General features: G+C 51.8%; 12 protein-coding genes. 10 read left to right on the forward strand and 2 right to left on the reverse strand.

The annotated features are described in order from the left end of the window. Together JD108_RS03835 and speD are read left to right on the forward strand one after the other, a co-directional pair. Entirely contained in the window at window positions 1-1,845 is a 1,845-nt protein-coding gene (locus JD108_RS03835) for an IS1182 family transposase (RefSeq protein ID WP_228728296.1), read from the forward strand. A 300-nt stretch (window positions 1,846-2,145) separates the two neighbouring features. Beyond that, a complete protein-coding gene (gene speD / locus JD108_RS03840; RefSeq protein WP_198828616.1) occupies window positions 2,146-2,988 on the forward strand; it encodes an adenosylmethionine decarboxylase in 843 nt (280 codons plus the stop codon). Here the strand turns inward: speD and JD108_RS03845 are convergent. Next, window positions 2,981-4,381: an XRE family transcriptional regulator gene (locus tag JD108_RS03845; RefSeq protein ID WP_198828617.1), complete on the reverse strand. Its 1,401-nt coding sequence runs from the start codon at window positions 4,379-4,381 to the stop codon at window positions 2,981-2,983. The two genes, speD and JD108_RS03845, sit on opposite strands and share 8 nt — an antisense overlap. A gap of 441 nt (window positions 4,382-4,822) precedes the next feature. Here JD108_RS03845 and JD108_RS03850 point away from each other — a divergent pair, with 441 nt between their 5' ends. The 8 genes from JD108_RS03850 (at window position 4,823) to JD108_RS03885 (ending at window position 11,611) form a co-directional block, all read left to right on the forward strand. Then, a complete protein-coding gene (locus JD108_RS03850) occupies window positions 4,823-5,599 on the forward strand; it encodes an amino acid ABC transporter substrate-binding protein (protein ID WP_198828618.1) in 777 nt (258 codons plus the stop codon). A 119-nt stretch (window positions 5,600-5,718) separates the two neighbouring features. Beyond that, window positions 5,719-6,378 carry an amino acid ABC transporter permease gene (locus JD108_RS03855; RefSeq protein ID WP_198828619.1) on the forward strand — a complete coding sequence of 220 codons (660 nt, stop codon included), beginning with the start codon at window positions 5,719-5,721 and terminating at the stop codon, window positions 6,376-6,378. 14 nt (window positions 6,379-6,392) lie between these two features. Beyond that, the gene (locus JD108_RS03860) at window positions 6,393-7,139 is read left to right on the forward strand and encodes an amino acid ABC transporter ATP-binding protein (RefSeq protein WP_323958399.1); all 747 of its coding nucleotides are present in this window, start codon (window positions 6,393-6,395) and stop codon (window positions 7,137-7,139) included. Between the two features lie 116 nt (window positions 7,140-7,255). Next, entirely contained in the window at window positions 7,256-7,462 is a 207-nt protein-coding gene (locus JD108_RS03865) for a hypothetical protein (RefSeq protein ID WP_198828620.1), read from the forward strand. Window positions 7,463-7,599: 137 nt separating this feature from the next. After that, on the forward strand, window positions 7,600-8,421 hold the full coding sequence (locus JD108_RS03870; protein WP_198828621.1) for an MCP four helix bundle domain-containing protein: 822 nt from the start codon (window positions 7,600-7,602) through the stop codon (window positions 8,419-8,421). 7 nt (window positions 8,422-8,428) lie between these two features. After that, a complete protein-coding gene (locus tag JD108_RS03875; RefSeq protein ID WP_198828622.1) occupies window positions 8,429-8,884 on the forward strand; it encodes a sensor histidine kinase in 456 nt (151 codons plus the stop codon). Beyond that, a complete protein-coding gene (locus tag JD108_RS03880; protein ID WP_198829978.1) occupies window positions 8,863-9,663 on the forward strand; it encodes a CheR family methyltransferase in 801 nt (266 codons plus the stop codon). Before JD108_RS03875 ends, JD108_RS03880 begins: the two co-directional genes overlap by 22 nt. Beyond that, on the forward strand, window positions 9,635-11,611 hold the full coding sequence (locus JD108_RS03885; RefSeq protein WP_228728297.1) for a PAS domain S-box protein: 1,977 nt from the start codon (window positions 9,635-9,637) through the stop codon (window positions 11,609-11,611). The genes JD108_RS03880 and JD108_RS03885 overlap by 29 nt, the downstream gene beginning before the upstream one ends. 12 nt (window positions 11,612-11,623) lie before the next feature. Here the strand turns inward: JD108_RS03885 and JD108_RS03890 are convergent, their stop codons facing one another. Next, complete coding sequence (locus JD108_RS03890) at window positions 11,624-13,459, reverse strand: helix-turn-helix domain-containing protein (RefSeq protein WP_198828624.1); 1,836 nt, start codon at window positions 13,457-13,459, stop codon at window positions 11,624-11,626. Window positions 13,460-13,504: the final 45 nt, after the last annotated feature.

The following is a 13,504-nucleotide window of genomic DNA, read 5'->3' on the forward strand; positions in this document are numbered from 1 at the left end:
ATGATGCCCACGCGACATCTTGCCCCTACCTTCAAACCGTACGATAACAAGCAGGCTCAGATGATTCTGGATTTGGAGATGTATGTTCCCACCCATCATGTGGCTCGTGTCATTGATGAAATGATCGAAGCCATTCCGGATCAGCAGTTGTTTGCTCATTACACGGGCGGAGGCCGCAGTTCCTACCATCCCAAAATGATGCTTAAGGTGATCCTTTACGGCTACTCACAAAAGGTTTATTCCTGCCGCGGTATTGAAAAGCTGTTGCGTGAGAACCTCCCGGCCATGTGGCTGGCGGCGATGCAGCAGCCTGACTTCCGTACCTTGAACGATTTTCGCGGCGTGCGCATGAAAGCGTTCATGGACGAACTGTTTGAAACGATGATCCGCAAGCTCATCGCGGACAACTACATTTCGATGGAGCAGTACTTTTTGGATGGCACAAAGATTGAAGCCGATGCGAACAAGTACTCTTTTGTGTGGAAAAAATCCACGCTTCGCTTCGAGGAAAAGCTCAAGGAAAAGGTGCAGGCCACCCTTGCGCATATTCATACGCTCACGCAGCAAGAAGCTGGCGAATATGCAGCGGCAGACCCGGAAGAGCTCCCTGCCAAGCTCGAAGAAGCAGCGGCCGTGCTGGAGGAAAGAGTCGAAGGCTTAACCGAACAGCTCACGCAGACCAGCGGCAGCGAAGAGCGGAAAGCCTTGCGCAAAGCGCGCAGTGCCTTGAAGAGGCCGCTGAAACAGATTCGGAAGGATTTCCTTCCTCGCTTCGCCAAGTATGAGCAGCAGAAAGCCTGCTTTGGCGATCGCAACAGCTACTCGAAAACCGATCCGGACGCCACGTTTATGCGCATGAAGGAAGATCACATGAAAAATGGCCAACTGAAGCCAGGCTACAATGTGCAAATGGCCACGGAAAACCAGTTTGTTTTGTTCTACAGCATCCATCAGCGTCCTACGGATACACGATGCTTTATTCCGCATATGGAGCGATTGGCGGCGTCTTCGTTGCCGATGCCCAAAACCGTGATTGCCGACGCTGGCTATGGCAGCGAGGAAAACTACTTGTATGCGATGGGCGAAGAAAAACAGCCGCGATTTGAGTTTCTCATACCCTACGGCAACTATTTGAAGGAGAAAACCCGACGATACCAGAAGGACATCCGGCACGCTTCCAACTGGACGTATGAAGAGCAGGATGATCGCTTTGTTTGCCCGAATGGTCGATACGTTCGCTTTAAGAAATACCAGACGAAAAAAAACGCTTCTGGCCTGGAGCAAAGCTTCAAGATCTATGAATGTGAGGATTGTAGCGATTGCCCGCTCAAGCTCTCGTGCACCAAAGCAAAAGGGAATCGCCAGGTACACTGGAACACGATATGGGAAGAGTTAAAGGCAAAGGCCAAAAGAGCCCTTGAGGATGACGAGAAGTCCGCGATCTATGCTCGGCGTAAAGTGGAGGTAGAAAGCGTGTTCGGTCACCTCAAGGGCAACCGGTCGTTCCGACGGTTCTCCTTACGGGGGCTGGACAAGGTTCACGTCGAGTTTGGGATTGTGGCATTGGCCCACAATCTATTGAAAGTGGCAGGCATCCGCCTCGCTACTTTCCTGCAAAAGCAGCCGCACAAAAAAGTTGGACGGAAAACATTACGTTTTTCCGCCCAACTTTTTATTTTGGGGACTTATTGGACAGCCCCTTTTTTTGTCTACTTTTGGGAACGTGGCCGCAGCGAGAAGAAGCACAAAGGCTCGCAGAAGAATCATGCTCCCGTGCGAGCGACTGTGGAGCCCCCGCCCAGCGGAATAGCGGCCCACGGGATAAAGGGGCGCAACGTGGGATGACCCCGAAGCGGCACTCCTTTTGCGCACCCCCGTGGGCCGCTATGGAGCGGACAGTCCCCGCATCCGTGCAGGGCGGGAACCCGGAGCGTAGCAGGGGAGCATGATTCTTCACCCGGCAGCCACGATCCTTGGGCCGCTATGGGGGCGTACAGTCCCCGCATCCGTGCAGGGGTGGAATTTCTTTCATGGAAACCGGGCATCCTAAAGCAGTGTTTCCATCAGAAATAGTCACTCCTGATACGCGGGCAAGCCACGCGGTACACTGGTGCTGCCCACGGCCGAGAGGAAGGAGAGTGCGTGATGAGCCTGACACTGGAGCAGCGAATAACCCTGCACGGCTTCAATAACCTGACGAAGACCTTGAGCTTCAATATGTACGACATCTGCTACACCGAGACCAGAGAGGAGAGGCAAGCCTATCTGGACTACATCGACGAGCAGTACAACGCAGAGCGGCTGACCGCGATTTTGAAGGCCGTCTCCGAGATTATCGGCGCACATGTCCTGAATATTGCCAAGCAGGACTACGTCCCGCAGGGGGCGAGCGTCACTCTGCTGGTGTCCGAGGGGCCGGTCGTGGAGGTTCCGAACGAGTCTTTCGAAGAGTCGCCAGGACCGCTGCCCGAATCGGTGGTCATGCAGCTGGACAAGAGCCACATCACCGTCCACACCTACCCGGAGTACCATCCGGATGAGGGGATCAGCACGTTTCGCGCAGATATTGACGTCTCTACCTGCGGAGAGATCTCGCCGCTCAAAGCGCTCAATTACCTGATCCACTCCTTCGATACGGATATCATGACGATCGATTACCGCGTCCGCGGATTTACCCGGAATATCTACGGCCACAAGCTGTTTATCGACCACGAGATCAGCTCGATCCAGAATTACATCCCGGAGGAAGTAAAAGAGCTGTACCAGATGATTGACGTCAATGTCTACCCGGAAAACATCTTTCATACCAAATGCAAGCTGCGAGCGTTCGACTTAAACAACTATCTGTTCGGCCGCACAAAAGAAGAGCTCAGTCCGGAGCGGCAGGAGGAAATCACCCGGCGCTTGGTCACGGAAATGGATGAAATTTTTTACGGCAAAAACATGACGATGAGTGGAACAGGCGAGGCCCTGCGGGAGCTCATTTGATCCGCTGCGCCAACACGATGTAATTATCCAGCTGCTGACTGAGCTCGACGACGGAGGGGTCGCCAAACCCCTTCTGTTTGACCAGGTCATGTAGCTTTTTTTTCAGTCCGTCGATAATCCGGATGTTGCTGTGTACCTCATTCAGCTTGACCACATATTTGAGATCCATGGAAATGGAGTTCTTCGCCAAAAAGGAGAAAATTTCATTCATGCAGGAGATGATTTCTTCCTGGGCATTGATCGCTCCATAGGCTCTCAGGCTGTTGACGTAGCTTTCCATGCTTTCGTCGATAAGCCCGATTTGCGTTTGGTAGGCAGCTTTTTGCCGATAGTAGATGCCGAGCGACAGGAATTTGTAGGGGGTTTTCGGATGCCGCGGCAGCAGTTCCGCCTCTTTTTGCAGGTAGAAAGCGATTTTTCCCAGGTCTCCCGTATGGAGATAGACCTCCAACAGATCGTTGAGCGCATGAATCTTGTATTCCTGACCGAGCTGGTGAAGCAGCTTTGTCAAGAGAGGAATCGCCTCATCGTACTCCTTTCTCTGCACTTTGACAGAAGCCCGGGTCATCATCGCGGCATCTTGGACGAAATCATGCGAAAAGCTCTCGAACTGATCCAGATGCCGCTCGACGGCGTCCATATCGCCGAGGTAGTAATAGGAGTTGATCATGCCCAAATAAGCCCTGGCCCTCAGTTCTGTGTCTGCCGTCTCCCGGGCGAGCCCGGCCTGGCACCACTCTATGGAGGTTTCGTATTTTCGGAGGGCAAATGCATGCAGGGACATTCTGAAGTAATGCGCGGAGGCCTCTTCGTGGGTGAGATAAGTCAGATCATGAAGAATTTCTTCGCCGTCTTTGTAGGTTTCCTCCAGCCGCCTGAGGTCGAGCCGCTGGAGCATGTAGAGTTGCAGCTTGCTCTTGGCAAGCAGTTGCCGATCCTCCGTTTCCCGGGCGAAGTGAATGATCGAAGTATACAGGGTGATTCTTGTATCATTGTCGGCAAGCGTTCCCGCCAGCTTGTACAGATGAGCGGCGATCTGCCCGCGATCGGCGGACGGGGAGTGAAGCAGCTTGTGCACGACCTTAGCGAGCAAAGCCTGGCTCGACAAGGAAAAGGTTTCCTGCAGCAGCTCCCGCAAGGATTCGATATTTTCTTCCCTCTCTATGTAAGGCTCCACCAGATTTTGCGTGGGAATGCCGAGAACCTTGGCAATCGCGCTCAGTGCTCCAATGCCCAGTCCCCCTGTATCCCCCTGCTCCCATTTGCGAAGCATCTCTTCCTGCACCCCGGCTTTTTCCGCCAGTTGAAGGAGTGAGAAATTTTTCCGTTCACGATGTCGCTTCAGGATGTCTCCGATGGTGATCTTCTCATATCCGTCAAGAAAGTCCTCCATGACACTCAGCTCCCGCTTGTCAAAAATAGTACGATTCGCCTTCCGCGCCAAACGCTTACGGATCGCGAAGAACGGCTGTTAGATTAAATACGGCGCTGGCATGCTTCCATCCTCTTGTTCCCATTTTATTCGACGGATGGGTTTTGTGCCTATATGCGGTTTTCTGAATTCCAAAAAAATCGCGAATCGCGAGGAAGAGCGCAGGGCAGCCGGTTCGAGCGTTCCGGGCTGATCGCGCGGAGGAGTTTTGTCATAAGGCGCTAAAAACGAAAGAAAATCGAAGAAAGGGATAGAAAATGCGAGATAACCCCCAACGGAAGGCACATTTTACTATATTATCGAATTAGCAATTTACCGTAATAAAGGATAGACTCTATTACGGCAATACATTAAAAAATTTACTTTCAGTAAACATAGGTTGATATTCAGGGGGTCTACATCATGAAAAAGATGGCAGCATTATGGATGGTATGCGGATTGGTCTTTTCTCTGATTACCGGCTGCTCCAGCGCCAGCCAGGGAAGTGACGATAAAACACTGGTGGTCGGCATCGACGACAAATTTGCACCGATGGGCTTCCGCGATGAAAAGAACGAGATCGTCGGCTTTGATATCGATTATGCCCGCGCGGCGGTAGAGAAGATGGGCTATCAAGTGCAGTTTCAGCCAATCGACTGGAACGCCAAAGAATCGGAGTTGAACAGCGGCCGCATCGATTTGATCTGGAACGGCTACACGATCACCGATGAGCGCAAGAAGAAAGTGCTGTTCACCAAGCCGTATCTGAAAAATGCGCAAGTGGTGGCGGTACTGGACAAATCCGAGATTCAAAAGCTGGATGATTTAAGCGGCAAGGTGATCGGCCTGCAGGCGCAGTCCTCCGCTGCTGATGCGCTGAATGCCAGCGCCATCAAGGAACAGGTCAAAAGCGTTTCCGAATTCAAAGACAATGTCCTGGCGTTGAGTGATCTGAAAATCGGCCGGGTGGATGCGGTTGTCATCGACGAGGTTGTCATCGACTACTACAGCTCCAAAGAACCGGGCACCTTCCGCCTGCTCGACGAGAGTCTCGCGCCCGAAGAGTACGGCGTCGGTGTGAAACAAGGAAACGAAAAGCTGCTGGAGGCGCTGCAAAAGGCTCTGGATGAATTGAACCAGGACGGCACGGCAGCCAAAATCTCGGAAAAGTGGTTTGGCGAAGATAAAGTATTGAAATAGCTTGGTGGTAAAAAATAGAGAGAGACAGCCGGATTGCTTTTTCAATCCGGTTTTGCTTTTGCACTTCGCCACCTGGCTCGGATCATCTGTGAAGCCGGGTACGTAAGGAGACATTATCTATGGACATCGAATATTTGCTCAGGATAACCGGTCCCATGCTGGAAGGGGCTCAGATGACGGTACTGCTGTTTTTTATCGCCATCATCGCCTCCATTCCGCTGGGCTTTGCACTTACCCTGCTGGCCAATAGCAAGAGCAAGCCTCTTGCCTGGCTGGCGCATACCTACATCTACGTCGTGAGAGGCACGCCGCTGCTCCTGCAGCTGCTCTTTATCTGCTTTGGTCTGCCGATTCTTCCCGTGATTGGCGATTACCTCGTGATGGATCGGTTTGTGGCCGCCTGTCTGGGCTTCATCCTGAATTACGCGGCTTACTTTGCCGAGATCTTCCGGGGCGGCTTGCTGGCCATCGACAAAGGTCAGTACGAGGCGGCGCAGGTGCTCGGACTGAACCGCTGGCAGACGACGACCCGCGTGATCGTGCCGCAGATGATTCGTGTGGCGCTTCCCGCCATTGCCAATGAATCGATCACACTGGTCAAGGATACCGCACTCCTCTATGCCGTCGCCGTTCCCGAACTGCTTTACTTCGCGCAGACAGCGGTCAACCGCGACTTTACGATCGTTCCTTTCTTTATCGCAGGCGTCATCTACCTGCTGATGGCGTTTGTCCTTACCATGTTCTTCAAATGGCTGGAACGACGGTTTACTTTTAAATAAGGGAATGAAGAACCATGGCGATGATTGAAGTGTCCAATTTGAAAAAATCATTCGGCGCACTGGACGTGCTGAAAAATGTCAGCTTTCAGGTAGAAAAGGGGGAGGTCATCGCAGTAATCGGCCCCTCCGGCTCCGGGAAAAGCACGATGCTGCGAAGTCTGGTCCATCTGGAACAGGTGAACGGCGGCAGCATCAGCGTAGACGGGGAGTACCTGGTCAAAGACGGCGTCTACAGCAGCCAGCAGGGAATCAAGCAGGTCACTGCGAAAATGGGCATGGTGTTCCAGCACTTTCATCTCTTCCCGCATCTGACGGTCAGAGAAAATCTGGAGCTGGCCCCTCGGCTCGTCAAAGGGGAGTCCCGGGAAGACAGCCAGAAAAAAGGAAGTGAGCTGTTGCAAAGGGTAGGTTTGCAAGACAAGGCGGATGTGTATCCGGCCAATCTCTCCGGCGGTCAAAAGCAGCGGGTGGCAATTGCCAGGGCGCTGATGATGAATCCGGCGATCATGCTGTTCGACGAGCCCACATCCGCTCTCGACCCGGAGCTGACTGGAGAGGTCCTGCAGGTGATCAAGCAGTTGGCCAGCGAACATATGACGATGATCGTCGTGACCCATGAAATGGGCTTTGCGCGCGAGGTGGCCGATCGGATCATCTTCATGGACCATGGGGAAATCGTCGAGTCCGGCAGTCCCGATCAGCTGTTCCATCAGCCTCGCTTCGAGAGGACCAGGGCCTTCTTGCAGCGGTCATTGAAATAGCGCAGAAGACGAAAAAAATTCCGCTCCGCTCCATGCCTCCTCTATCTGGAACTTTTCCTACGGAGATGGTAAAATCCAGACATGCAAAGCATATGAACCTTCGAGGTGAAAAAGAGATGGAGCAACCAAACAAGCCACAGGACGGCGTTGAAGAAACGAAAAAAGTGAGTCTGGCGGAAGCGGCCAAGCGGATGCTGGAGCAGAAAAAGCAAGCCCAGCAGGGAGCCAAGGGGCAGCAAAAGCACCAGATGGCAGGCAATCAGACGATGAAAAGCCAACAGACCAAAAAAATCAGCAATCAGCGGAGAAAAATGGGCGTATAAAAGAAAGAACGGACCATTGCCAGTTGGAGATTCCAACTGGTTTTTTTTGCATGCGTACGGAAGGATTCACCAGGGAGGGTAGAGAAAATTGAACAATTGTCGTAACTTTCATAATGAAGGAAAGGAAACGAACCCCCATGAAATATAAAACGAAGTTATTGCTTGGATTTGGCACCTTGCTGGTCGTCATGATCATCCTTCTTGGCACGATATTCAATGTACTGACCAAGCTGAATGATAACATGAACGAAATCGTGCTTGACCGGTATGAGAAGCTGAAAGCTGTCAGCGACATGCAAAGCCAGGTCAACAATCTCAGCCGGTTGCTGGCCGGCATCGTTCTAGATGAAAAGTGGGAGACCATCCAGGCGGACAAACTGCAGATCGAAAAGAGCATCGGGGAGGCTTCTGCTACGATGGCCTTCCTGCAGCAGCGGATTCAGTTCGACAAAGCGAGAGAGCTTCTGGCCCAAGTGGCGATCAGGTACGAGAAGTACGTGCAGCTGTCCAGGGACGTGATCGAAAAGGTGGAAGCGGGCGAGAAAGCAGAAGCAGTCCTGATCGTCGGCCGCGACTTGAACATGCAAAAGGATGCCCTGTTTCTGAGCCTGGAGGAGATCCAGGAATTCCAGGAATCGCTGCTGGATGAGGCTTATGATCGATCGCTCGAGGAATATGCGTATACGAAAAGCCTCACCTTGTATTTCATCTTTTTCTGCATCTTGGTAGGAGTCGCCGTGACGCTGTGGGTGATTCATGGCATCAGCCAGAAGCTGACGGGCATCACGTCGATCATCTCCACGGTCGTCTCCCGCTCGGCGGAAAAGTTCCCCCGGATTCCGGTCACCAGTCAAGACGAGATCGGCGATATCGGTAAAGCGTTCAACAAAATGGCGGCTACGCTGGAGGAGCACTCCAGGCAGGAAAAGGAATACAATCGGGCGATGCAGGAGCACTGAGACCATTTTGACTTCCGGCAAAAATCTGCTCAATCTGATCAACGACATCCTCGATTTGACCCGCATCGAATCGGGCAAGATGACCGTCCACCGGAGCGATGTCTCGCTGCGAGAAATTGGCGTCAATGCAGAGCGCAGCTTCCGTCCGCTCGCCGTACAGAAGCAACTGGAATTTATCGTAGACGTAAGCGACGATGTGCCGGACACGGTCTGGGCGGACGAGCAGCGCTTGCAGCAAATCATCACCAATCTATTGGCAAACGCTTTCAAATTCACCTCCGAGGGCGGCGTCTATTTGAACATGTCGGTGGAGCCGCTCGATGGCGTGCCGCATATCGCCATCGCCGTCAGGGATACGGAAATCGGCATTCCGCCGGAGAAACAGGAAATCATCTTCGAAGCCTTCCAACAGGCAGATGGCACGACCAGCCGCAAGAGAAAATCGAAATCGCCTTGTTGTTAGAGGGGATTTACCGTCAGTATGGATACGATTTTCGCAATTACAACTACGCCGCTATCAGGCGCAGGATATGGCATCGCATCCGGACGGAAAAGGTGCATACGATCTCTGCCCTGCAAGAGAAGGTGCTCCACGATCCGATGATGATGGACAAGCTGTTTGGCGATTTTTCTATCAACGTGACGGAAATGTTTCGCGACCCCTCATTTTTCCGGGTATTTCGGGAGAAAATCGTGCCTGAACTGCGCGATCTCCCGTTTATCCGCATATGGCATGCGGGCTGCTCCACCGGGCAGGAAGTGTTTTCGATGGCGATCCTGCTCCATGAGGAGGGGCTGCTCTCCAAAACCAGACTGTATGCGACAGATATGAATGAAAAGGTGCTGAAGAACGCGATCAAAGGCAGCTTTCCTCTGCAGAAAATGCAGCAGTATACCAAAAACTATTTGCGGGCCGGGGGGAAAAGAGCTTCTTCCGAATACTATCAGGTGAAGAATGGCATCGTCCAGTTCAAACCGTTTTTAAAAGAGAATACAGTATTCGCGCAGCATAATCTCGTCACCGACCGGTCTTTTAACGAATTCCACATTATCATCTGTCGGAATGTGATGATCTACTTTAATCAAATCCTTCAGAATCACGTACATGAATTGTTTTATGAAAGCCTTTGTACCAACGGTTTTCTCGGGCTTGGGGATAAGGAAGGAGTTGTTTTTACCACTCATGCAAATTGCTACGAAGAAGTTGACAGAAATGAAAAACTTTTCCGCAAATTGCAATGACCCTTCGGACAATTCACTCGTTGTGCAAAGCGAAGATGCTTGGGGAACGGAAAAGGTACATATACTGCTCGTCGATGATCGGAAGGAAAATTTACTCTCCCTGGAAGCGGTGCTGGATTCACCGGAATATCATCTCGTCTCGGTTCAATCCGGCGAAGAAGCCCTGCGCTGCATGCTCCATCAGGATTTCGCCTGCGTCCTCCTGGACGTGCAAATGCCGGGAATGAACGGCTTTGAAACTGCGAAGCTGATCAAACAGCGGGAGAAGTCGCGTCATATCCCGATCTTGTTTATCACGGCCATCAGCAAAGCGACGGAGCACGTCGTGGAGGGATATGAAGCGGGAGCGATTGATTATATCTTCAAGCCATTCCACCCGGAGACGCTGCGGCTCAAGGTAGAGGGGTTTATCCAGCTTTACCGGAAGCAGAAACAGATTGAATACCAGCGGGAGATGCTGCGCTGGCGGACGCTGGAGCTCATGGAGGCACAGAAAAAGCACAATGATACGCTCCTGGAGCTGCAAAAAAGCGAGGCGCTGTCGCGGACCATCGTAGAGACCTCGGCGGATACGATCCTGACACTGGATGAGGAGCGTCTGATCTTGTCGGCTAATCCGGTCGCGGAGACGATGTTTGGCTACCGGCCGTCGGAGGTGGTCGGCAAATCCATCGACGTGCTTTTGTCGATGCTCTGCTCCGATGAGCTGCTGGCGGCGGATGGGATCGTCGAGACGGTGGCCATGCGAAAAGACGGCAGTCTTTTCCCCGTCGATGTGCAGATCAGACGAACGATGATTCACCAGAAGCCGGTCTACGTCTGCTCGATCCGCGATATTACCGAGAGAAAGCAGCTGGAAATCGAGAGAAAGCATCATTATCAGCAGCTGGAAAAATTGGTGAACGAGCGGACGCAGGAATTGATGCTGTCACAGGAGCTGTTTCAGAAAATCTTTCACTCCAGCCCGTGTCTGATCGCGATCCGGTCTTGCGAGGATCACCGCTACATCGATGCCAACAAGAGCTGGCTGGCGTACACCGGGTACGCCTATGAAGAGGTGAAAAACCTGTCGGAGGACCGGCTTCTTCTGGCCCGGGATCCGTTTCAACAGGAGAGGGCCATCGATTTGGAGGATACGATCCGCAACGAAAAGATTACCTATATCACCAAATCGGGAGAGGTGCGCGAGGGACTGCTCTCCACAGAGAAGATCAACATCAGAGGCGAGAGGTGCATTCTCAGTGTGGTTACCGATATTACCGAACGCGTCTACCTGGAAAAAGAGATGGCGCGCCTGGACCGCCTCCATCTGATCGGCGAGATGGCAGCTGGCATCGCCCATGAAATCCGCAACCCGATGACGACCGTCAGGGGTTTTCTGCAACTGGAGAAAAACAACGAAGACAGCAGGCATTTTCAATTTGTTGATATCATGATCAAAGAGCTGGATCGGGCCAACACCATTATCACCGAGTTTCTCACGCTGGCCAAGAACAAAACCAGCGATCTGAAAAAACAGCACTTATCCCAGATTATCGAGCAATTATTGCCTCTCGTTCAAGCAGAGGCCTCACTCGGCGGAAAAAACCTGTTGACGAAGCTAAACGAATGCCCCGAGGTCTATCTCGACGCCAAAGAGATTCGCCAGCTATTCCTCAACCTGACGCTAAACGGACTGGAAGCGATGGACAGCGGCGGTACGCTCACGGTCAAGACCAGAATGGCGGGAAAAGAGGTCGTCCTGGAGATTGCCGACCAGGGGCCGGGAATCGAGGAGGAGCTCCTGGATAAGATCTGGACTCCCTTTTTCACCACTAAGGAAGAGGGGACCGGCCTCGGACTCGCTGTCTGCTACAGCATTGCGAATCGGCATCACGCGCGCATCGAAGTCGAAACCAGCGAGAAGGGCACCACGTTTTCCGTCTATTTTCCGATAGAAATTAAGTAGGATGAAAAAAGCTTAACGATGAAAGCCATTTGCATCCAGATATTGATGCAATCGGACAGCCAAATGCAGATTCAAAAATTGCTCGGAGTCCGTCAGGTCCATGGAGAGAATCTCTTCAATGCGCTTGAGCCGGTAATTGAGCGTATTGGTGTGGATATGCAGCACTTCTGCGGTTTCTTTCCCATTCTGATTCCGCTCCAGATACTCAAGAAGCGTGGAAAGCAAATCTCCTTTTCGGTGGCTTTCATACTCCAGCAAGGGACCGATGGTTTCTTGAATAAAGTCGAGAAGCTCTTCTTCCGAGTTTTGCAATAAGAGCCGTTGGACACCCAGTTCGGAATAGCTAATGACATTTTTGTTGATGGAGTAGGATTTTAGGAACTGCAGGCCTTTTTGAGCCTCTTGAGCGGATTTGCCGACATGAATTAACCCGCTTTTGGCTCTTCCAAGGGCAATCTTCACGTCTTGCCCCCAGCCCATGTCCGCGATTTCCCAGTGAAATTGATGGGCGAAATCCGTCAATTGCCGCGTGTAGGATGCAGTGGATTTTGCCGTCGAAAAGGAGAGCAGGATGATGATTTGATCTTGCTTGCTGACTACCAGACTGTGCGGAAATCTCTCAATGAAGATGCGGTTGACCAGCTCCATCAGTTTCCGTCTTCGATTCACCCTTTGCATGTCTTCAACATGATGTCTGCATTGAATGATCATGGCCAGATAATTCCGGTTTGGATCCAGTTTGAGGTGACGGGCCTGCTGGATGAGGGCTTCGTCCACCTTGCCGGAAAATAGACCTTCAATGAATTCTCCCTTCAAACGCTGCTGTGTCTCGGAGATGGCTTGGGCTTTTACCAGTTCGAGAGCAATGACCGTGCATGCGTGCTCCAAGGCAGAGAGATCGATCTCATCCATCGGTTCGACAGAGAGGACTGCCATGAACCCAAGCTGGGTCGGTTTGGAACCGAGGGGTAAACTGACCAGGTGAAAGGACGATCCATCCACCTCTACAACCGAACAGTTTTTTGCAGCGTCGACAGGCGCCACAGCGATCTGCTTGATGGAGGTTAAAGCATTCTCGGAGATAGAACGATGGCAGGCCAACTCTACCAGTTCCCCTACTTCATCGAATAATAATGTTTGACATCGAAATATTTCATTCAGATAACGGACGATGGATGACAATCCTTCTCCAGAGAGTACGAGATCGGCCAAATGGCCATGGATATCTACCGAACGGGAAAGCATTTCATTCTGCTTGGTGATGGTGTAGTTCAGCGACTCCAATTGCCGGATGGCTCGCTGCTTTTCCCTGTATAATTGCGCTTTTTCGAGGGCTACGGCAGCCTGATGGGAAATCGCCTTCAGCAATCGGATATCCTCTTGAGTAAAATGCGAATCGGGTTGAAACGAGTCCAGCGTAATGACGCCGATGCATTCGCCTTTGCTCATAATTGGAGCGCAAATGGCAGACTGTGGGGGAGTAGGAACAGAGGTTAGCATCATACGCAGGTTATCGGGAGTAAGGGTGGCCGTTGTCCTCTCTACTTCCTCCGGATCTTCAAATATCAGACACTGTCGAGCTGAAAAGGCAAGGCCGGTCATCGATTCCCCCGGCCTGAGCCGGACTTGCTCGAGAATTTTTGGATCAAAGCCTGTCGTCGATTTGGCTATCAAATAGCCTTGGTCCCGATCATAGAGGAACAGAACACCTCCATCAGCGGCATCGATGACGGAAACAGTCACATGCATAATGGAGTCGATAATCGTGTCTATATCCAGAGAGCTGTTCAATACATTGGAAACTTCAATTAAAGATTGAAGCTGGCGGTGAGTAAGTGCATCATTCATAGAAAAAACTCCTGTCATGGTAGGTCAAAGAAGCAAGATCGCTTT

Source organism: Brevibacillus composti (assembly GCF_016406105.1).
Classification (GTDB): Bacteria; Bacillota; Bacilli; order Brevibacillales; family Brevibacillaceae; genus Brevibacillus; species Brevibacillus composti.

What these genes read in the sequence shown, in the direction of transcription:
- JD108_RS03890 (WP_198828624.1), bottom strand. Translation starts at nt 13,459, where the DNA reads ATGAATGATGCACTTACTCACCGCCAGCTTCAATCTTTAATTGAAGTT.
- JD108_RS03885 (WP_228728297.1), top strand. Translation starts at nt 9,635, where the DNA reads ATGAAAAACTTTTCCGCAAATTGCAATGACCCTTCGGACAATTCACTC.
- JD108_RS03870 (WP_198828621.1), top strand. Translation starts at nt 7,600, where the DNA reads ATGAAATATAAAACGAAGTTATTGCTTGGATTTGGCACCTTGCTGGTC.
- JD108_RS03850 (WP_198828618.1), top strand. Translation starts at nt 4,823, where the DNA reads ATGAAAAAGATGGCAGCATTATGGATGGTATGCGGATTGGTCTTTTCT.
- JD108_RS03835 (WP_228728296.1), top strand. Translation starts at nt 1, where the DNA reads ATGATGCCCACGCGACATCTTGCCCCTACCTTCAAACCGTACGATAAC.
- JD108_RS03855 (WP_198828619.1), top strand. Translation starts at nt 5,719, where the DNA reads ATGGACATCGAATATTTGCTCAGGATAACCGGTCCCATGCTGGAAGGG.
- speD (WP_198828616.1), top strand. Translation starts at nt 2,146, where the DNA reads ATGAGCCTGACACTGGAGCAGCGAATAACCCTGCACGGCTTCAATAAC.
- JD108_RS03845 (WP_198828617.1), bottom strand. Translation starts at nt 4,381, where the DNA reads ATGGAGGACTTTCTTGACGGATATGAGAAGATCACCATCGGAGACATC.
- JD108_RS03865 (WP_198828620.1), top strand. Translation starts at nt 7,256, where the DNA reads ATGGAGCAACCAAACAAGCCACAGGACGGCGTTGAAGAAACGAAAAAA.
- JD108_RS03860 (WP_323958399.1), top strand. Translation starts at nt 6,393, where the DNA reads ATGGCGATGATTGAAGTGTCCAATTTGAAAAAATCATTCGGCGCACTG.